The sequence below is a fragment of the Rhodococcus sp. IEGM 27 genome, assembly GCF_033142305.1.
Lineage (GTDB): Bacteria > Actinomycetota > Actinomycetes > Mycobacteriales > Mycobacteriaceae > Rhodococcus_F > Rhodococcus_F oxybenzonivorans.
This window is the reverse complement of record NZ_JAWLSG010000016.1, coordinates 1-20104: the sequence shown is the minus strand read 5'-3', so window position 1 is coordinate 20104 and position 20104 is coordinate 1. Positions and strand designations below refer to the sequence as shown.

Below are 20104 nucleotides of genomic sequence, written 5' to 3'. Positions count from 1 at the left end.
CCGACCGCCCGGGGTCAGCGGGGCTGCTCGGTCTCGAACGGTGGTTCGTAGCGGTCCCGGTAGCGCACCTGAGGGATCGGGTGAGCAGGCACGTCGGTGGAACGGTAGCGGGCCGTCGGCCGCTGCGGAGTCGATCGCGGTGTCTGTGCCGATCGCGGGGCTTCTGTGGACCGGGACGGCTGTGCGCTGCGCGGTACCTGGGTAGAGCGGGGTGCCTGCGAGATCCTGTCGGATACCGGCGGTGGGGGAGTGGGGCGTCCCGAAGACGCCGACCGACGCGGAGGCGGGCTGTCGGCCCGCCGCGCCGAGGAGCGAGGGTGCTCCCGGGCGGAACGCCTCGGCCGCAGCCTCGTGGCCGACTCGTCGGCATCCGCTGAAGTTCGACGTGTGCGCGTGCCCTCGCGTACCGAACGAGGCGTGCGGCGCCGTTCCGACGTACGGGCGGGCCCGGTTCGACGCTGCTGCAGCAGGAAGAGCCGCAGCCCGCCGATCACCAGGACGACGACTGTGGCGGCCAGCATGATCGGGAACCGGTTCACCAGCGGGTACGCGACGTTGATGGCGAGATCCCGCAGTGCTGTGCTGTTCTCTTCCGCGATCAGGCTCTGGCCCAGCGGTACGCCGACGAACAGAATCAGCGGCGGCTGCACGATGGCGGTGAAGAGAGCGCTGTTGCCGGCAGCCACCACGGCGAGGACGCAGCCGAGGAAATAGAACGTCGAGAACGCCGCGGTGAGTTCGCTCCCGCCCGCCGCATCGGCCACGAACCCGAGACAGGTGACTCCGACGGCCAGGAGAATGACACCCCACCAGGGAAGACCGGGAACCGACACGACAATCGACTGCCGATCGAGCGGCACCCCGGAGCGAGCACGTTGGGTTGCAGACACACAACGACAGTAGCGGCAACATGTCGACTATCGCCGTTGGCGTGACCGGTCGGAGACCGGACTCGCACGGTAATTGTGCCGTTCCTCACTAATCGGCGGCACGACGTCGCCCTCTGTCCGGGCGCCGCCGATCGGTTTCCCGCCACGCGGCGGGGGTGTTCGGGATTTGTCGGCACCGTGCTCTACCGTCCGAGACATGAGGATCCTGCACACGTCGGACTGGCACATCGGACGCACGTTCCACGGAGTGGATCTGCTCGCCGATCAGTCCCGGGTGCTCGACTCGATCGCCGCACTGGTCCGCGAGTATTCGGTGGACGTCGTGGTGGTTCCCGGCGACGTGTACGACCGCTCGATTCCCAGTGCGGACGCCGTCACGGTGTGCAACCGCGGCTTCGAAGAGATCCGCGACGCCGGTGCCGTCATCATCGCGACATCCGGCAACCACGACTCCGCCGCGAGGCTGGGCGCGGGCGCCGCCTTCTCCCGGGCGGGCGGTCTGCACTTGATGACCACGGTGGCCGGCATCACCTCCCCCGTCGTGCTGGACGACGAGCACGGTCCCGTCGCGTTCTACGGGATTCCCTACCTGGAACCGGAGATCACCCGCACTCAGCTCGGCGTCCCCGCTGCCCGATCGCACGCGGACATTCTCGATGCGGCCATGGATCGTGTGCGCGCGGACCTCGACGCCAGGGCCGCCGACGCACCGGGTACGAGGTCGGTCGTGCTGGCTCATGCCTTCGTGGTGGGGGCCGAGGCCACAGGGTCGGAGCGGTCCATCTCGGTCGGTGGGGTCGAGACCGTGTCGGCGTCGGCGTTCGGCGACGTCGACTACGTCGCGCTGGGCCACCTGCACTCACCGCAGACGCTGGCCGAGCACATTCGGTACTCGGGGTCGCCACTGCCGTACTCTTTCGGTGAACGCAGTCACCGCAAGGCCGTCTTCCTGATCGACCTTGCCGCGGATGGGCTCCGCCGTGTCGAGCGGGTGGATCTGCCCGTGGTCCGAGGGCTACGACAGCTCACCGGCACCCTGGAAGAATTACTCGAAGGCGAGCATTTCGGGGACGCGGAGGAGTGCTACGTATCGGCGGTCCTCACCGATCCGCAGCGCCCCGTCGACGCCATGCGCTCTCTGCAGACCCGATTTCCGTTCGCCGTCCACCTGGAATGGCAGCGACCGGCAGGCACCGAGGATTTGCGGTATCGCGAGAAGGTACACGGGCGCAGCGACGTGCAGATCACCCGCAGCTTCCTGACCGATGTGCGCGGCGAGCCGTCCCCGCGCGAGGTCCGCCTCGTGGAGGCCGCGCTCGGTCATGCCGACCGTGCCGGGGAGGACACGGCCGGGGTCGTGGTGCTGGAACAGTCGGCATGAGACTGCATCGACTCGAAGTCGAGGCGTTCGGACCGTTCGCGAATTCGGTCGAGGTCGATTTCGACCGACTCGGCGCCGACGGCCTCTTTCTGTTGCACGGGCAAACCGGTGCGGGCAAGACCACGGTGCTCGACGCGGTGGCCTTCGCGCTGTACGGCACGGTTCCCGGTGCGCGCAGGGACGGGAAGCGGCTCCTCTCCGACCATGCGCCGGCCGGTTCCGTGCCGACGGTGACGCTCGAGGTGACCATTTCCGGTCGCCGCCTCCGGCTGGTCCGCAGTCCCGAATTCGAACGCCCGAAACGTCGCGGTTCGGGAACGATCAAGGAGAACGCCAAAGCGACTCTCACCTGGCTGGACGGGCGAGGAGAACACCTGTCCCGAATCCCCGACATCGCCGAGGAGATCGGCCGGTTGATGGGGATGAGTGCCGACCAGTTCTTCCAGGTGGTGCTTCTCCCGCAGGGTGAGTTCGCCCGATTTCTGCGTGCCGACAACGAAGAACGCGGACAGCTCCTCGAGCGGTTGTTCGACACCACGCGGTTCGGGACGGTGGAGGAGTGGTTCCTGAACAGGCGGCGAGCGAGCGCTCATGACCTGGACGAGCATCAGCGTTCCATCGACGTGCTGATCGCCAAGGTCGCGACGGCAGCGGGTATCGAGGGCGGTGCGGACGCCGATCCTGTCACGTGGGCGCACAAACTGGAGGAAGAGGCGCGCGCCACCCGCGATGTTGCCGTCGATGAGCTCGAGAAGGTCAAGTCGGACGCGGCCCTGACGCGAGATGCTCTGGCGCAGGCGCGCCGCATCCTCGAACTCCAGAACCGGCGTACCCGGGCAGAGGCCGAACTCGCCGCCTACGAGGCCGGAGCTTCGGAACGGGCGGTTCTCGCCGCCGAGGTCGCCGCGGCGCGGCGGGCGGAGCCGGTTGCCGTCGTCGTCCGCGAAGCGGACGCTGCCCGCGACAAGGCGGCGACCGCGGCGCGGCGGGTTGCCGCCATCGCAGACCGGCTGTGTTCGACGGCAGGTGGCGCCGAGGTGGTCGAGCAATTGTCGTGGCCGCCGAACAGTGAAGAGCGTGAACATCTTCGAACCTGCATCCGGTCGTGGCGCGACGATGTCGTCCGCCTCGACGGTGTGCTTGCAGAGGCGGAAGTGGGGGACCGGCTCGACGTCGAACTCGGCCGGCTGCGCGCCCGGGAAGTCGGGCTGGCCGACACCCGCGCGGAGCTTGCCCGCGAACGCGAGGAGCTGCCCGGCGCCATTCGGGTCGCGGAGCGTGCGCTCGACGAGGCCGAGAAGGCTCGTGTGTCGTTACCGGGGCTCGAGGATGTTCGTGCTCGCGCGGCCGACGCCGCCGCGGCCGCCGCAGAGCTTCGGCAGTGCCGTGACCGCCGCGACGCACTCGAGCGCGCCGTGCTCGACGCCCGGCGAACACACCAGGATGCCCGCGAACACTGGCTGACGTTCCTGCAGCGCCGGATTCTGGGGATGGCCGCCGAACTCGCGGGCACGCTCGAGGACGGTAAACCGTGCCAGGTGTGCGGTTCGGTGGAGCACCCCGACCCCGCGGCGGAGTCCGAACTGTCGGTCACCAAGGCAGATGAGGATGCGGCCCTCGCAGCGGAACAGAAGGCCGCGGCGCAGGTGAACACTGCGGCAGAGGCTCTGGCAACGGCAGACCGCACAATCGACGTTCTGGTCCAGCGTTGCGGGGACGGCGACGCCGACCACCTCGGGGCCGAACTCGCCTCCGCGGAGGCGGCACTGCGCCATGCGAGCGACCTCGGCGAGCAGGCCGCGTCGCGGGCCCGCCATCTCGGTGAGCTCCGCGACCGTGAGACGCAACTGCACACTCGTTCGCACGACCTTGCGGTCGAGGCTGCCACCGTCGCCGAGAAAATCACCTCGGGTGCCGCGCAGCTCGAGGAGATCCGGGCGCGGGTGCGGGAGGCCGCAGGCGAGGACGAGAGTCCCGCGGCCCGCCGCGCCCGCATCGCGGTGCTGGCGGACGCCGCGTCCGAACTGCTCGACGCCCGGGACGAGGGAGCAGCCGCCGAGTCTTCAGCCCAGGAACTGGCCGCGAAGGCCGAACTACTCGCTCGCGAAGCGGGATTCGACCGAACGAGCGACGCGGTGGCGGCGGTGCGTCCCGTTGCCCGACAGGACGAAATCGACGCCCGACTCACCGCTGCCCGTGATGCCGAGGTCGGTGCCCGCCGAATACTCGACGAACCGGAGATCGCCGCGGTCGCAGATGCAGCGCCGGTCGACCTGGGGTCCGTCCAGCAGGCACACGACGCCGCAATGGAGGCGGTCGACGTCGCGGTGGCGGTGGCGTCGGAGGCCGAACGACGACTACTCGACCTCGAGCGTTTCGTCGGCCAGCTCGAGAGAGCTGCCGCGGCCATCGCCCCGATGCAGGCGGAACACGAGGAACTGGCCGCCCTCGCCGAGGTGATCGCCGGTCGTGGTCAGAACTCACGCAAGATGTCGCTGCGCTCCTATGTGCTTGCTGCCCGGCTCGAGGAAGTCGCGGTGTCGGCGTCCGCCCGGTTGAGCCGGATGTCCGCTGGCCGCTACTCGTTCGTCCACACCGACGAGGCCGGCCCGCGTGGGCGTCGTGGTGGCCTCGGACTCGATATCCGCGACGACTACACCGGCGTCGTGCGGTCGGCGAAGACGCTGTCCGGCGGCGAGTCGTTCCTTGCCTCGCTGTCGCTGGCCCTCGGACTCGCTGACGTGGTCGCGGCGGAGTCCGGCGGCGTCGTCCTCGACACCATGTTCATCGACGAAGGGTTCGGCACCCTCGACGCCGACACGCTCGACTCGGTGATGGGCGTGCTCGACGAACTACGGGACGGTGGTCGCGTGGTCGGTATCGTCAGCCACGTCGACGAGATGCGTCAGCGAATCCCCAGTCGCCTCCACGTGGTTCGTGGACGCACCGGCTCGACGCTCGAGGTGATCGCGGGCTGAGCGCCGATCACTCGGCCTGCGGTGTGATCGCTTTGGGAGCGATACCTTTCGGAGCCACGGCAGCCTCGTCGATCGTCACGCCCTCCCGCTCGGCATCGTCGATGTCCTCGTCGGCGGCGACGTCGTCGGGGATATTGGCCTCGGCACTCTTCTCGTCGATCTGTTCGCCGATGTAGCGCACCACGACGGCGGCCACGGCGGCGGTAGGCACCGCGAGGAAGGCGCCGACGATGCCGAATACCGACGCGCCCGCGGTGACGGCGAGCAGCACCACGACCGCGTGCAGTTTCATGCTCTTGCTCTGCAGGACCGGTTGGAGCACGTTGCCTTCGATCTGCTGGACCACCAGGATGATGATCAGCACGATCACTGCGGTGGTGAGCCCGTTGGCCACCAAGGCGACGAGGACGGCGAGGGCCCCGGCGACGAAGGCACCGACGATCGGGATGAAGCCACCGATGAAGGTCAGGATCGCGAGGACCGGCGCGAGGGGCACCCCGAGGATGAGCAGTCCGGCGCCGATGAACACCGCGTCGATGAGGCTCACCAGCGCCTGCGTTCGGATGAATCCGCCGAGGGTGTCCCACATCCGGCCGAGCACGACTTCGAGGTGTCGGCCGGCGCGGCCGCCGCTCACCGAGTGGAGCCAGGGGATGAAGCGCGGTCCGTCCTTGATGAAGAAGAACGACAGAACCAGCACCAGGCCGAGGGTGAGGAGCAGTGAGCTCGCGGTGCTGACGCCGGTGAAGACGCCGGACGCGATGACCGTTCCACTTTCCTGGACCTTCGCGATGATGGTGTGGATACCCTCGTCGATCTGGTCGTCCTTGAGGTTGATCGGCGGACCCTGCAACCAGTCCTGCACCTGGTTGATGCCCTCGGTGGCCTTGTTGGCCAGCTCAGGAGCCTGGCTGACCACCGAGGGCACGATGCCGGCGATGACGCCCGCGAGCACCGCGATGAACAGGACGAGTGTGGTCGCGGCGGCGGCCGCGGGGGGAATGCTTCGTTTGGTCATTGCCCGCGTCGGCGGCCACAGCACGGTGCACACGACGATCGCGAGGAGCACTGGGAGGACGATCACCCAGAGCTTCTCGATGATCCACCCGAACAGCAACGCTCCGAGCGCGATCGCAACGAGAACGAGCGACCACTTGGCCAACCACATACCGCCGAGCCCGATGAGATGCCCGCGATCGGGTTTGGTGATCTCCTGCCCGGGCGCTGCCGGGGCTTCCTGCTCCGCCACAGTTGGTCCTCCCTCGTCTCGCAGACATATCCGCCGTATCGCCCCGGTCCGCGAGGGCGGACCGGTGACGGCACTGACCGCGTGTGCCGACTGTCCGTCCAGCCGATCGTACTGACAGCGCCGCCGTGTGCGGTCAGCAGCAGCGGGCACCAGGATTCGCGTCGGCGTCGGCGTACCGGGCGCGCCAGTACTCGCGTTCGCTCGGAACGGCTGCACCGGGATGACATCGGCGGAGGTGGTCGACATACCGGGAATAGTCGTGATCACCCATCAACGAGCCCGTCCACCACCAGGCCGTCCGGAGAGCTCGGACAACCCTATTCGTCATGGTGATGCGCCTTTCCGGTAATGGTGTGGGCCGCACCGGGCGCGCGCACGACGCCCTCGGCGATCAGGTCGTTCCATTCCTTCTCGAGCCCCTTCTCCGCGGTGGTCGGCACGAAACCGGCGGGTGCGAAAATCTTGGACTGCTGCTCGGGCGATTCGGTGGTGGGTAGACCGCCCGCCCGGAACGCCTTGATGCACACGAGCAGTCCGGCAGCCACCACGACCAGGACCAGTCCGGCGAAGACGATGGACAGTGTTCCCTGGATGAAAGTGTTGCGGATGACCGCGTCGATGGCGTCCGGTGTCTTCGCCGAACCGAAGCTCGTCTTACCGGCTTCCTTGGCGTCCTTGAAAGCGGCGTGCTGGGACCAGTAGCCGATGGAGGTGTTGCCCGAGAAGATCTTCTGCCACGACGCCGTCATCGTGACGATCAGGTCCCAGACGAGCGGCACCCCGGGAATCCACGCCCACTTGAAGAGGCCCTTCTTCATGACGACGGCGAGGACCACGGTCAGGGCGATGGCAGCGAGGAGCTGGTTGGCGATTCCGAACAGCGGGAAGAGTGTGTTGATGCCGCCGAGCGGGTCGGTGACTCCCATGAGCAGGATGGCACCCCAGAGTCCGACGACAGCCAGTGAGCACACCCAGGCGCCGACGCGCCACGACGGATCCTTGAACTTGCGGGCCGGTCCCCCGAAGTTGCCGAGGGAATCGGAGAGCATGAAGCGGGCGACACGCGTACCGGCGTCCACCGTGGTGAGAATGAACAGCGCTTCGAACATGATCGCGAAGTGGTACCAGAACGATTTGAGTGCAGTACCCCCGAGGAATTGGCTGAGCACCTCTGACATGCCGAAGGCAAGTGTGGGTGCACCGCCGGTGCGCGAGATGATCGATTCCTCACCGACGTTCTCGGCGGCTTCCGACAGGGTGCCGGGGGAGATGTCGGGACTGGTCAGTCCGAGCCCGTTCACGTAATCCGCTGCGGTCTCCGGAGTTCCACCGGTCAGGGTGGACGGGGCGTTGAGGGCGAAGTACAGGTGCTGATCGATGATGCAGGCGGTGACGAGCGCCATGATGGCGACGAACGACTCGGTGAGCATGCCGCCGTAGCCGATGAGGCGGGTCTGCTTCTCCTTCTCCAGCAACTTCGGGGTGGTGCCGGACGCGATGAGCGCATGGAAGCCGGACAGCGCGCCGCACGCGATCGTGATGAACAGGAACGGGAAGAGCGATCCGGCGAACGCGGGGCCGTTTCCCTGGATCGCGAAGGTGGTGACGTCCGGCATCTTGATGGTGGGCCGGGCGACGAGGATTCCGACTGCCAGAAGAACGATCGTGCCGATCTTCATGAACGTCGACAGGTAGTCGCGCGGTGCGAGTAGAAGCCACACGGGCAGGACCGACGCCGCGAATCCGTAGGCGATCATCAGCCACGCGATGGTGACCTTGGACAGTGTGAACCAGTCGGCGCCCCAGGAGGTGTCGGCGACCCAGCCGCCGGCGACGATGGCGGCGAGCAGGAGGACCACGCCGATGAGAGAAACCTCCGCCACCTTGCCGGGTCGGAGGTATCGCAGGTAGACGCCCATGAAGAGAGCGATCGGGATCGTCATCGCGATGGAGAAGACACCCCAGGGGCTTTCGGCGAGCGCGTTGACGACCACCAGGGCCAGGACGGCGATGAGAATGATCATGATGACGAACACGCCGATCATGGCGGCGACACCACCGACCAGTCCGAGTTCGTCCCGTGCCATCTGTCCGAGGCTTCGCCCGCGCCGTTTCGTCGAAATCCACAGGACGAGGAAGTCCTGCACGGCGCCGGCGAAGACGACACCGATGATGATCCAGAGGGTGCCGGGTAGGTAGCCCATCTGCGCGGCGAGTACTGGGCCGACGAGTGGTCCCGCACCGGCGATGGCGGCGAAGTGGTGCCCGAAGAGCACCCGCCGATCCGTCGGCATGTAATCCTTGCCGTTCTCCAGAATCTCGGCCGGTGTCGCCAGGTCGTCACGGGGTTTGACGATCCTGCTCTCGATCAGCCGCGCATAGAAACGGTAGGCGATGAGGTAGGTGCAGACGGCAGCGACCACGAACCACACGGCACTGATGTTCTCGCCGCGGACGAACGCGATCATCGCCCACGCGATGCCGCCGAGAATGCCCAGGACGATGAAGACGATCCGTGCCGTCGGGGAAATCGGGGTGCGGTCCACGACTCCCACCGGTGGCAGATCGGGGTCCGTCCTCAGATATTCGACCTCGGGTTCGGGGGCGGCTTTCAGAGCCATCTCGATCTCCTTTCCAGCGTTCCCGCCGTCATTGTGTGGCAGGGGAACGGTGTGGGCGCGGCTTCCGGTGTTATGGCCTCCGTCACCCTATTGCCCCCACATTGTCAGTGTGAGCCGACCCGGGAAATGTCGCCCGTTTATCTGAGCGCGAACCCGGGCAGGCTGAAGGAAGAGCCCGGCACTTCGACGGCTCGCCCGCATCCGCGCGGCGGAGCGCCGGAACTGCCGGACCCGAGGAGCTTCGTCGAACGGAGACGCGCGATGAGTGAGACCGTGCTCGTATGCCTGCCGTATGCCGGTTCCGGTGCGTCGTTCTTCCGAGGGTGGCGGAGTTTCGCTCCGCGAGGACTGGAGGTCGCGCCGTTGCAATTGCCCGGGCGCGAGGAGCGGTTCGTGGACCCTCCTCTCACCGAGGTCGCGGAGGCGGTCGACGACCTGCTGCCCCGGGTGCTGCCGATCGGGCAAGGTGCGGAGCGGGTCGCGATCTTCGGCCACAGCCTGGGCGCGATCCTTGCCTATGAGCTCGCCCATCGACTCGCCGGTCAAGGCGGTGTGCCGCTCACCCATCTGTTCGTGAGCGGGTCGCCCGGTCCGGCGACGGTCCGGGAGATACGTGCGTCGCTGCTGGATGACGAGGGTTTCCTCGCGCAGGTGCACGAACTCGCCGGTTACTCGCACCCGGCGTTGGAGAATCCCGAACTGCGGGAACTTCTCCTTCCGGTCCTCCGCGCCGACGTCGAGATGCACGAGAACTACCGGCCGCCGCCGCATCCGCTGCTGGACATCCCGGTCACCGCGCTTCGTGGACGCGAGGATCATCTCGTCAGCGCCGAACAGGCAGCGCAGTGGAAAGAGGTCACCACCGGCGAGAGCACGGTCGTGGAACTCGACGGTGGTCACATGTACCTCACCGACCATCCCCATGCACTCCTACGACTCGTCGCGTCCCGCCTCTCGGTCACCGAACCGCGATGAGCCCCTCTCTGGAAGGTAAGACCGCCGTCGTCACCGGTGCCGCGCGGGGCATCGGACGCGCCTGTGCGATCGACTTCGCTGCGGGCGGGGCGGACGTCATGCTGCTCGACGTGTGCGGGGACATTCCGGGTGTTCCCTACCCACTGGGCTCCACGAGCCAGCTCGAGTACACCGCCGACCTGTGCCGCGGACACGGAGTTGCGGTGCTGACGCGCGCGGTGGACGTGCGGGTGCGCAGCGAGATCGACGCTGCCGTCGACGCGGCACACGAACGTTTCGGCCACGTCGACGTATTGGTCAACAACGCGGGAATCGCGGCACCGTCGGGAACGCTCGTCCACGAGATCGACGAGGACGAATGGCAATTGATGATCGACGTCGACCTCTCGGGGGCGTGGCGGGCGATCGCCGCCACGGGCCGGATCATGGTGGCGCAGCGCAGCGGCAGCATCATCAACATCAGTTCCACGGCGGGCATCGTCGGGTACAGACGCTTCGCCGGTTACGTTGCCGCCAAACACGGATTGGTCGGCCTGACAAAGGCCGCCGCCTTGGACTATGCGCCCAGTGGTGTCCGCGTGAATGCGCTGTGCCCCGGATCGGTCCGCGACAGTCCCGCCTTCGAAGGCCGGATGCTCGCCGAGATCGCTCGATCGCTCGGCATTCGAGTGGAGGAGCACGAGTCGGTGTTCGTGCAGTCCCAACCGAACAATGCACTCATCGATCCGGAGGATGTTGCTGCGGCTGCCCGGTGGCTCGCGTCCGACGAATCACTGCGGGTCACCGGATCGGTCGTCACGGTCGACGGCGGCTTCTCGGCGCGGTGACGCGGAACATCCAGGGGCAGGTCCGCGGTGCGCCCGGGCGCTTCTCGGCAGGCGCCTCGGAACGTTTCTTCGGTAGAATCGACCCATGCACCAATCCCATTGGGGTCGGGCTGGGCTGGCGCGCACGGCGTACGGCCATGCACTGTCGGTGCGCATTTCCCTGGGCTCCTCGGCCGACGAAGGCTTGAATCGAGAGCGGTGGAACGGCGATACCCTCGCACGCACTCTCGAGGCGGCGAGTAACCGGTGGTGGGGCAACGAAGTGCCGCATCCGCGGCTGTGGATCGAACGCGTCGACGCTGCTTCCACCGACTCGGTGGCACGACGACAACTCGATGCCGAACTACGCAGGCCGATGAGTATCGACGGGCCGGTGATGCGGGCTGTGCTGCTGCGGTACTCGGACGGCGCGGCCGATCTCGTCGTCACTGCGGATCGCCGGGACCTGGATTCACCGTCGCTGAGCACGGTGGTGGATGTCCTTCTGGGCAACCGCGATCCCGACTCCCTCACCGCGGAACCTGTGCGGCGGCGCCCCGACGGGCGTGCCCTGCTGCCACCGCCGACCACGATCCCGGGGGGACGCACCCGGTTCGCCTGGATGGCAGGTCGGGAACCGATTCCACACCCCCCGCTGGTCGAGGTATCGCTGGGCCGGCAACAGTGTGAGCTCGCGGCCCGTGTCGCACTCGCGGCCGGGAGGGTCCTGGGGCGCTACGAAGACCTCGACACGGTGCGAGTCGGTCTGTGGTCGCCGGTTCCCGACAGACCCGTGGATGTGTTGCGAGGACAGCACGAATTCGGTGTGTTGTCGGTCGACTGTGCCGAAGGTTCCGCACCTGAACATGTTTCGCAACCACCGATGGCGGCGGATGACGGCACCGAACCCAGTGCCGACTCTTCGGACCCTGCCCGGGAGAGCGCCGGCAGTGTTCCGGTCGGCGTCCTGGGCGGCGCCTGCGGATACCCTGGCTCGGAGCGACGATGGCTGCCCTGCCAGACCCCACCGTTTCCGCTCACTCTCGCCGTGGTCGTCGAAAAGTCGGGGGACGCATCGCTGCAGGTGCATGCACAACCGTATGTGGTGAACGAGCAGGCGGCACGGCAATTCGCACATCACGTGGTCGAGATGTTCCGCCGGCTCGGCGTCGAAGGTTCGGGCTCCGAGCATGACGACGTGTTCGTGTCCGAAGAGGATCACCTCGGGGTGGCCGAAACACCGAATGGCGTGCCGGACCGGTCGCAGCGGATCGACACCGTGTTCCGGCAGCGGGCCCGTGAGAGGCCGTACTCGGTCGCGCTGGTGCAGGGCCGCCGTACACTCACCTACGGCGAATTGGACGAGCAATCACGCTGGGCCGCAGTCGGACTCCGGGAATGTGGTGCCTCGCCCGGTGATCGTGTCGGAGTGTGCCTGGACCGATCCATCGAGCTCATCGTCACGATGCTGGCGATTCTCCAGGTGGGTGCGGCGTTTGTGCCCATGGACTTCCGGCACCCACCGGACCGCCTCGAGTACACCGCCGGTGACGCCGGGATTCGCCTGGTCGTCACCGACCGGCCGGACATCAGCTGGGGTGACGGAATACGCGCGGTGTCTCCGCAGGATCTCGAGGCCGCGGCGAGTGCTGCTTACCCCGACGGGGCCCGCTCACCCGGGCCGGAGGCCGGTGTGGGCGACGCCGCCGCTGTGGCGTACGTGATCTACACATCCGGGTCGACGGGCCGTCCCAAGGGTGTGCTCATTCCCCACCGCAATGTGCTCGCTCTCCTCGCCGCCATCGACACAGAATTCGCTCTCGCGCCCGATGACACCTGGTCGATGTTCCATTCTTCGGCGTTCGACTTCTCGGTATGGGAGATCTGGGGTGCGTTGCTCACAGGCGCCCGGCTGGTCATCGTGCCGTACTGGATATCCCGCTCACCCGTCGAATTCCACACCCTCCTCGAGGAGGAAGGCGTGAGCGTGCTGAGCCAAACACCCTCCGCCTTCGGGCAACTCATGGTGGCCGACCGTGAACTGCCGAGCTTGAACCGCCTCCGGTTGGTCGTCTTCGGTGGGGAGTCGCTCGACACGCGCATGCTCGTGTCGTGGATGGACCGCTACCCGGAGTCGGCATGCCGATTGGTCAACATGTACGGCACCACCGAGACCACCGTGCACGTCACCGCCCACACCGTGACGCGGCGAGACGCGTTGTCGAATTCGAAGATGGTGGGCAGGCCGTTGCCGGGGTGGTCCGTGCGCCTTCTCGACGATCGTGGCCGTCCCGTGCCCACAGGTGTGACCGGTGAAATCTATGTCGGTGGAGCGGGCGTCGCGCTCGGGTACCTCAACCGGCCCGAGCTGACCGAGCAACGGTTCGTGTGCTGGCGAAACGGCGAAAGGCTCTACCGCACGGGCGACCGGGGACGCCTTCACGGCGACGGCACTCTCGAGCACCTGGGCCGGCTGGATACTCAGGTGCAGATTCGTGGATTTCGGGTGGAACTCGGTGAGGTGCGGGGTGTGCTGCTCGACGACCCTCAGGTCACGGCTGCGGCAGTGGTGGCCACGGACGCCGACGACGATCCGGCAGGACCGGGCATCGATGCATACGTGGTCGCGCGCGGCGGGACACCGGCGTCGATACGTCAACGCGCTGCCACGTTCCTGCCCGAGTACATGCTGCCGCGCACCATCACCATCGTCGACGCGCTTCCTCTCACGATCAACGGCAAATTGGACACTGCCCGACTTCCGGTGCCCGATAGGCTTTTCCCGCCGCCGCCCACCCGGGCACCGGAGGTGACATCGACGAACGATCTGGCTACCACTCTCACCGACATCTGGGAGTCCGTCCTCGGCGTTCCCGTCGGCGCCGACGACAACCTGTTCGAGCTCGGCGGAAACTCGTTGTGCGCCATCAAGGCCGACAGCATGATGCGCAGACTCGGCCTACCGGTACTGCCGATGCGTGAACTGTATCTTCGGCCGAGTATCCGGGGAATCTGCCAGACGCTGGACAGACTCTATCCTTCGGCGGACCCGGCGGACCCGGCGGACCCGGCGGACCCGGTGAACTCGGCGGACCCGGTGAACTCGGTGGACAAATAGCGTTCGACGACGGCCCCGATTTCTCGGGCAGGTTCCGGTTGCATCATGTCGTTGTGACTACACGCGACCGCATGCTCGTGGATGGTGCCGTCAACCGCGGTTCGCCAGGCATCGACGGCGCGTACGGCAGCGCCGTTCTGTGTGGTGCCGCTCGCGGTGAAGAACAGCAGATCCCCGGAGAATGATGCGGGCGCGAACCGGCCCAGCATGCGGGTGGAGTTGGCGTATCCCTCATTGATTCGCCGAAGATGTTCGGCGGTGAGCCCGGCCACCGCCGATCCGTATGCGCGCTGTATCAGGAGTGCGGCCTCGTCGTACGTCAGTTCCTCTTCCTGTGATCGTGTGCCGGCGTCGACGCCGAGTCCCGCGAGCAACTCCGGGATCGGCAGTGCCGCGGCGTGTTCCTCGTCCGGATTGCCCGGATAGCTGTCCAGCAGAACCAGCGCCGCGACCTCGTCACCGCCGGTGTGCAGTGCGGTGGCCATGGCGTGAGCGATTGTCCCACCGAGCGACCAGCCGAGGAGATGGTAGGGGCCCTCCGGTTGAACTGCCTTGATCTCGTCGATGTACCGCCGGGCCAATTCGTCGATCGACTCGTATTCGGATCCGCCGCTGATGGCGGGCAATTGCAACCCGTATACGGGACGGTCCGGCGAGAGGTGGCGCACGAGAGAGGTGTATGCCCAGGCCAGCCCGATCCCGGCATGCACACAGAACAGAGGTGGCAGAGATCCGCTCGGTCGGAGCGGAACGAGCACACGTAGTGCCGCGTCGACGGTGTCGGCCTCGCCGATAGCCTCCGATTCTGCATCGAGCCGCGCGGCCAGCCCTGCCGTCGTCGGATCGAGGAACAACGCCTGCAGAGGCACCGTGCGTCCTAGCCGCTTCTCCAAGGAGGTGACCACGCCGATCGCGGTCAACGAGGTGCCGCCCAGAGCAAAGAAGTTGTCGTCCACACCGATCCGTCCGGCGTCGGTGTCACCGCTGTCCGGTGCGAGTGCCTCCACGAAAGCGTCGAGAACGACGCGTTCGGTGGCGGTTCGAGGACTGCGGGACCGGATGGATTCCGGACGGAACGCCGGCTCCGGCAGCGCGCTTCGATCCAGTTTCCCGGCGGGTGTGAGCGGAATGTGGTCGAGCGAAACGATGGCGGCGGGAATCATGTGCGCGGGCAGCAGTGTGGACAGGTATGAGGTCAGTGCCTCCGGATCGTCCGATCCGGTATCGGACTGTATGTAGGTGACGACGACGGGGGTGCCGCCCGGACCCGGTCTGCTGACAGTTGCAGCGAAGGAGACGTCGGGGTGAGTGCTGAGCGCGGTGTCGATCTCGCCCGGTTCGATCCGGAAGCCTCGGACCTTGATCTGGAAGTCGGTGCGTCCCAGATGCTCCAGCGTGCCGTCGGAATGTGCACGCACCAGGTCGCCGGTGCGGTACATCCGGCCACCGGTTTCTGTGAAGGGACAGGCCACGAAGTGGTGCGCCGTCGTCGCGGGCCGGGCGTTGTATCCACGGGCGAGTCCTGGACCGGCGAGGTACAGTTCGCCAGGAGTGCCCGCAGGGACGGGGTGGAGTCGGTCGTCCAGCACAGCAGCAACAAATCCGCGGGTCGGCAGGCCGATGGTGACGGGGTCGCCCGGAGTCAACGGCTCACTCATGTGCGACATGATGGTCGTTTCGGTGGGACCGTACGCATTGACCATCCGACGGCCGGAGGCCCAGCGGGAGACGAGGGCCGAGGGGCACGACTCGCCCGCGACGGTGAGGACCCGCACCGTGCCGAGTCCGCCGGGTTCGAGGGTGGCCAGCGCGGTGGGTGTGATGAAGGCGTGGGTGACCCCTTCCCGAACGAAGAATTCGGCCAGCGCAGGCCCGCCGTAGGTCATCGGGGGCGCGATGATGACGCGGGCACCGGCGCAGAACGCCATCATCATCTCGAAGATCGACGCATCGAAGCTCGGGGACGCCAGGTGCGACACCCGCGCTTCGGCGGTCACCTTCAGCCGCGCCCGTTCCTGTTCGGCGAGATCGGCCAGACCGCGGTGGGTGAGCACGACGCCCTTCGGGATGCCCGTCGATCCGGAGGTGTAGATGAGATATGCGGGGTGGTCGAGGCGGAGCGTCGCCGCGCGGTCGGCGTCGGTCACGGCGGCAGCCGGGAAACCTCGCAGACGGTCGTCGAATCCGGGTTCGTCGAGAACCAGCCACGACAGTTCATCGGGGAGCTTTGCCCGGAACTCCGACACTGTGATGCCGAGCCGCGCCCCGCAGTCGTCGAGCATGTGGGAGATGCGCGCAGGGGGATAGGTGGGGTCGACGGGCACCAGGGCGGCCCCGGACTTCGCCACCGACCACAGAGCGACCACGGATTCGATCGAGCGCGGAAGGGCCGATATCACAGAGCTTTCCGGCCCGGCTCCGCGATGCACCAGCCACCGCGCCAGTCTGTTCGACTGTTCGTCGAGTTCCCGGTAGGTGAGGTGGCGGCCTGCGCAGGACACGGCCACGTCGTCTCCACGGGCCCGCGCGGCGGAGGAGAGGATCTCGGGCCACAGTTGAGGAGTGCACCCGCGCGGTCCTGCGGTGGGTGCTTGCTCGTCACCGAGTCGGATGTCGCCGACCACGACCGCAGGTTCGGCGACGATCTGTTCGAGGACACGGAGGAACCGGTTCGCGAGATTCCGGATCGTCGCCGGCTCGAACAGGTCCGTGGCGTAGGTGAATCCGGCGGTGATCCCCGCCGGCTCCCCCGCGCTGTCGAGTTCCTCGGTGACCACCAACTCGAGATCCACCTTCGCCGTCGCCGGTGTGCTCTCTGCGGGATGGACAGTGACACCGGGAATTTCGAGGTCGTGCGGTGCGCTGCTGTCGAATTCGAGGGACACCTGGAACAGCGGGGAATGCGCGGTGGAGCGGACGGGAGCCAGGGCCTCGACCAGTTGCTCGAACGGCAGATCGGCGTGGATGAAGGCGCCGAGGTCGACTTCCCGGGCGTCGGCGAGGAGTTCGGCGAACGATGCGGCGGCCGTCACCCGAGTACGCAGTACCAGCGTATTGACGAACATCCCGACAAGGTCGTCGAGGGCGGGTTCGGTGCGGCCCGCGATCGGTGTACCGATGACGATGTCCTCGGTGCCGGTCGATCGGGCAAGCAGGGCGGCGAAGGCGGCGTGCAACGTCATGAAGAGCGTCGAATTGCTCGCGCGGGCCGTCGAACGCAGCTGTGAATGCAGTTCGGGATCGATGCGGAACCCGAGGCGATCCCCGCGGAGGGTGCGTTGTGGTGGTCGTGGGTGGTCGGTGGGGAGGGGGAGGAGGTCGGGGAGTGCGTGGAGGGTGTTTTTCCAGTAGTGGAGTTGGGTGGTGATGAGGCTGTGGGGGTCGTCGGTGGTGCCGAGGAGTTGGTGTTGCCAGAGGGTGTAGTCGGCGTAGTGGATGGTGAGGGGGGTGAGGTGGGGGGTGTGGTGGTGGGTGTGGGCGGTGTAGGCGGTGACGAGGTCGCGGAGGAGTGGGGTGAGGGAGTGGCCGTCGGCGCTGATGTGGTGCAGGACGAGGGTGAGGATGTGGTGGTGGGGGGTGAGTTGGTAGAGGTGGGTGCGCAGTGGGGTGTCGGTGGTGACGTCGAATCCGGTGGTGGTGTCGGTGGTGATGTGTTGGGGGAGTTGGGATTCGGTGGTGGTTGTGGTGGGGAGGTGGTGGGGTGTGGGTGGGTGGATGTGTTGGGTGGGTTGGCCGTGGTGGAGGGGGTAGGTGGTGCGGAGGGTTTCGTGGCGGGTGGTGAGGTCGGTGAGGGCGTGTTCGAGTGCGGTGGTGTCGAGGTGTCCGGTGAGGTGGAGGGTGAGGGGGATGTTGTAGGCGGGTGAGGTGGTGTCGTATTGGTTGAGGAACCACATGCGTTTCTGGGCGGGGGAGAGGGGGATCCACCGCGGCCGCGGACCCGCAGTCAGCGCAGGCCGGGCGGTGGTGCCGCTCTCCGCCGAGGCCACCACCCGGGCGAGCGCGCGAGGGGTGGGGGCGTCGAACAGTGCGCGGACGCCGATGTCGGTGTGCAGCACCGTGTTGATGCGGGCCACCGCCCGGGTGGCACTGAGGGAGTTACCGCCGTACTCGAAGAAGCTGTCGTCGACCCCGAGACTGGGCATCTCGAGTACCGCAGCGAGCAGCCGGGTGAGCGTGTCTTCGAGCGGAGTGGTGGGGGCTGTCCGCCCGGTACCGTCACGCCCGTCCCGTCCGGAAGTACCGCGCAAGGCCCGCAGTGCGTCGCGGTCGAGTTTGCCGGTCGGGGTGCGCGGTATCTCGGCAATCGGCACTATCGCTGCGGGAACCATGTGCGAGGGCAGTCGCTGAGCAAGGAACGCGACGAGGCTCCGTGCCTCGAAATCCTGATCGGCGGCGGGCAGTACGTAGGCGGTGAGGGCTGTGTCACCCGAAGCCGACTGGTCAGCGAGCGTGGCTGCGAAGGCGACGGCGGGATGGCGGGTCAGCACCGCATCGATCTCACCCAGTTCGATGCGGAAACCGCGGACCTTCACCTGGAAATCGCTGCGGCCCAGATACTCCAGCGTATGACCGTGGTCGCGCCACCGGACGATGTCACCGGTACGGTACAGCCGCTCACCCGCGCCGCCGTAGGGGTGTGCCACGAACCGGGTCGCGGTGAGGCCGCGGCGCCCGTAGTAGCCACGTGCCAGCCCGCCGCCGGCAACATAGAGCTCGCCGGGCGCGCCCACCGGGACCGGTTGCAGCCGGGTGTCGAGCACGAGCTCGGTGACGCCGCGAACAGGGCCGCCGATCGGGACCGTCTCCCCCGGGACCAGGTCGTGGGTGAGGTTGGTGGCCACCGTCGCCTCGGTCGGGCCGTACGCATTGAGCATGCGGTGTTTCGGCGCCCAGCGAGCGACCAGCTCCGTCGGGCATTCCTCGCCACCGGTAAGGATGCATTCGAGCCCGTCGAATCCGGCCGGATCGAGCGACGCCAGGGCGGTGGGAGTGAGGAAGGCATGGGTCACGCCGCCGTCGAGCATCCGCCGCTTCAGCTCCTCGCCGCCGTACACGGTGGGGGGGACCAGAACCATCGTGGCTCCCGCCGACCAGGTCAGCAGGTACTCGAGGATCGATGCGTCGAAGCTCGGGGACGAGAAGTGCATGACGCGCGATCGCGACGTCACGTCGGCGCGCTCGCGCAATTCGTCTGCCAGCGCGTAGATCCCACGATGGCTGAGCACGACACCTTTCGGGATACCGGTCGACCCGGAGGTGTAAATGAGGTAGGCCGGGGTGTCGACGCCCGGACCTGACAGGTCGACGCCGGAACCGGTGGCAGGCGCGCCGCCGTCCGTGCGTACGTCGTCGACACTTGTCCATGCAACGGTGCCGGGCAGTGCTTCGAGGTGCTCGGAGACGGTCAGGCCGAGTGTGACACCGGAGTCGGACACCATGTGGTCGATGCGGGCGCGGGGGTAGGTGGGGTCCACGGGAAGGAAAGCGGCGCCGGTCTTCACTACCGACCACACGGCGACCACAGACTCTACTGACCGCGGCACCGCCACCGCGACAACGGTTTCCGGACCGGCCCCCCGGTCGACGAGCAAGCGGGCGAGCTGGGTGGAGCGTTCATCGAGTTCGTGATAGGTCACCTGGACGTCGCCGTCGACCACCGCGGTGGAATTGCCATGACGGGCAGCGGCTTCCGTGATGAGGTGGGCGAGGGTGCGGGGCCGCTCGGTGGCCTCACCGCGGGCGGGCACCAGCGTTGCCGACTCTTCGGGGGTGAGGACGCTCAGGCGGGACAGCGGAAGAGCCGGTGTGTCGGCCATGGCGACGAGAACGGTGATCACCCGCTCGAGCAGGGTGTCGACCGCTGCGGTGTCGAAAGCGGCGCTGTCGTAGGTGGCACGCAGGTGCAGGCGAGTGTCGGCGGTGGCGGCGATCGCCAGAGGGTAGTGGGTGGTGTCCATCGTATGGACACCTGTGATGTCGAGGTCGCTGTCGTGCGGGTCGAGAGCGGCGGTGTCGAGTGGGTAGGACTCGAAGACGGTGAGGGTGTCGAAGGTGGTGGCGGGTCCGGTGGCGCGGTGGATGTCGGG

At 67.3% G+C, this 20104-nt stretch carries 10 protein-coding genes; 5 read left to right on the top strand and 5 right to left on the bottom strand.

Annotation, left to right across the window (positions count from 1 at the left end; genetic code table 11):
• Positions 1 to 14 precede the first annotated feature (14 nt).
• The gene (locus R4P95_RS30585) at positions 15 to 890 is read right to left on the bottom strand and encodes a DUF6542 domain-containing protein (RefSeq protein ID WP_213576970.1); all 876 of its coding nucleotides are present in this window, start codon (positions 888 to 890) and stop codon (positions 15 to 17) included.
• Between the two features lie 196 nt (positions 891 to 1086).
• Between R4P95_RS30585 and R4P95_RS30580 the strand changes: the two genes are divergently transcribed.
• Positions 1087 to 2271, top strand: a complete 1185-nt coding sequence (locus R4P95_RS30580) for an exonuclease SbcCD subunit D (protein WP_317747641.1) — start codon at positions 1087 to 1089, stop codon at positions 2269 to 2271.
• Positions 2268 to 5249, top strand: a complete 2982-nt coding sequence (locus R4P95_RS30575; RefSeq protein WP_317747642.1) for an SMC family ATPase — start codon at positions 2268 to 2270, stop codon at positions 5247 to 5249. Before R4P95_RS30580 ends, R4P95_RS30575 begins: the two co-directional genes overlap by 4 nt.
• A 7-nt stretch (positions 5250 to 5256) precedes the next feature.
• On the opposite strand, the gene R4P95_RS30570 is transcribed toward R4P95_RS30575, so the two are convergent.
• The 3 genes from R4P95_RS30570 to R4P95_RS30560 all read right to left on the bottom strand — a co-directional run bounded on the left by R4P95_RS30570 (position 5257) and on the right by R4P95_RS30560 (position 9119).
• Complete coding sequence (locus R4P95_RS30570) at positions 5257 to 6498, bottom strand: AI-2E family transporter (RefSeq protein WP_213576973.1); 1242 nt, start codon at positions 6496 to 6498, stop codon at positions 5257 to 5259.
• Between the two features lie 133 nt (positions 6499 to 6631).
• Positions 6632 to 6826, bottom strand: a complete 195-nt coding sequence (locus R4P95_RS30565) for a YbdD/YjiX family protein (RefSeq protein ID WP_317747643.1) — start codon at positions 6824 to 6826, stop codon at positions 6632 to 6634.
• Positions 6816 to 9119 (bottom strand): carbon starvation CstA family protein, encoded by a 2304-nt coding sequence (locus R4P95_RS30560; protein WP_317747644.1) that lies wholly within the window; start codon positions 9117 to 9119, stop codon positions 6816 to 6818. The genes R4P95_RS30565 and R4P95_RS30560 overlap by 11 nt, the downstream gene beginning before the upstream one ends.
• Before the next feature lie 261 nt (positions 9120 to 9380).
• Between R4P95_RS30560 and R4P95_RS30555 the strand changes: the two genes are divergently transcribed.
• The 3 genes from R4P95_RS30555 to R4P95_RS30545 all read left to right on the top strand — a co-directional run bounded on the left by R4P95_RS30555 (position 9381) and on the right by R4P95_RS30545 (position 14018).
• Positions 9381 to 10094 carry a thioesterase II family protein gene (locus R4P95_RS30555; protein WP_317747645.1) on the top strand — a complete coding sequence of 238 codons (714 nt, stop codon included), beginning with the start codon at positions 9381 to 9383 and terminating at the stop codon, positions 10092 to 10094.
• Positions 10091 to 10921 (top strand): SDR family oxidoreductase, encoded by an 831-nt coding sequence (locus R4P95_RS30550; RefSeq protein ID WP_317747646.1) that lies wholly within the window; start codon positions 10091 to 10093, stop codon positions 10919 to 10921. The genes R4P95_RS30555 and R4P95_RS30550 overlap by 4 nt, the downstream gene beginning before the upstream one ends.
• Positions 10922 to 11006: 85 nt before the next feature.
• A complete protein-coding gene (locus R4P95_RS30545; protein ID WP_317747647.1) occupies positions 11007 to 14018 on the top strand; it encodes a non-ribosomal peptide synthetase in 3012 nt (1003 codons plus the stop codon).
• On the opposite strand, the gene R4P95_RS30540 is transcribed toward R4P95_RS30545, so the two are convergent.
• Complete coding sequence (locus R4P95_RS30540) at positions 13934 to 20098, bottom strand: non-ribosomal peptide synthetase (protein WP_317840523.1); 6165 nt, start codon at positions 20096 to 20098, stop codon at positions 13934 to 13936. The two genes, R4P95_RS30545 and R4P95_RS30540, sit on opposite strands and share 85 nt — an antisense overlap.
• Between the last annotated feature and the right edge of the window lie 6 nt (positions 20099 to 20104).

Excerpts from the sequence above, each read along its gene's own strand:
- R4P95_RS30580 (WP_317747641.1), top strand. The coding sequence starts at position 1,087 with ATGAGGATCCTGCACACGTCGGACTGGCACATCGGACGCACGTTCCAC.
- R4P95_RS30575 (WP_317747642.1), top strand. The coding sequence starts at position 2,268 with ATGAGACTGCATCGACTCGAAGTCGAGGCGTTCGGACCGTTCGCGAAT.
- R4P95_RS30565 (WP_317747643.1), bottom strand. The coding sequence starts at position 6,826 with ATGACGAATAGGGTTGTCCGAGCTCTCCGGACGGCCTGGTGGTGGACG.
- R4P95_RS30560 (WP_317747644.1), bottom strand. The coding sequence starts at position 9,119 with ATGGCTCTGAAAGCCGCCCCCGAACCCGAGGTCGAATATCTGAGGACG.
- R4P95_RS30555 (WP_317747645.1), top strand. The coding sequence starts at position 9,381 with ATGAGTGAGACCGTGCTCGTATGCCTGCCGTATGCCGGTTCCGGTGCG.
- R4P95_RS30550 (WP_317747646.1), top strand. The coding sequence starts at position 10,091 with ATGAGCCCCTCTCTGGAAGGTAAGACCGCCGTCGTCACCGGTGCCGCG.
- R4P95_RS30545 (WP_317747647.1), top strand. The coding sequence starts at position 11,007 with ATGCACCAATCCCATTGGGGTCGGGCTGGGCTGGCGCGCACGGCGTAC.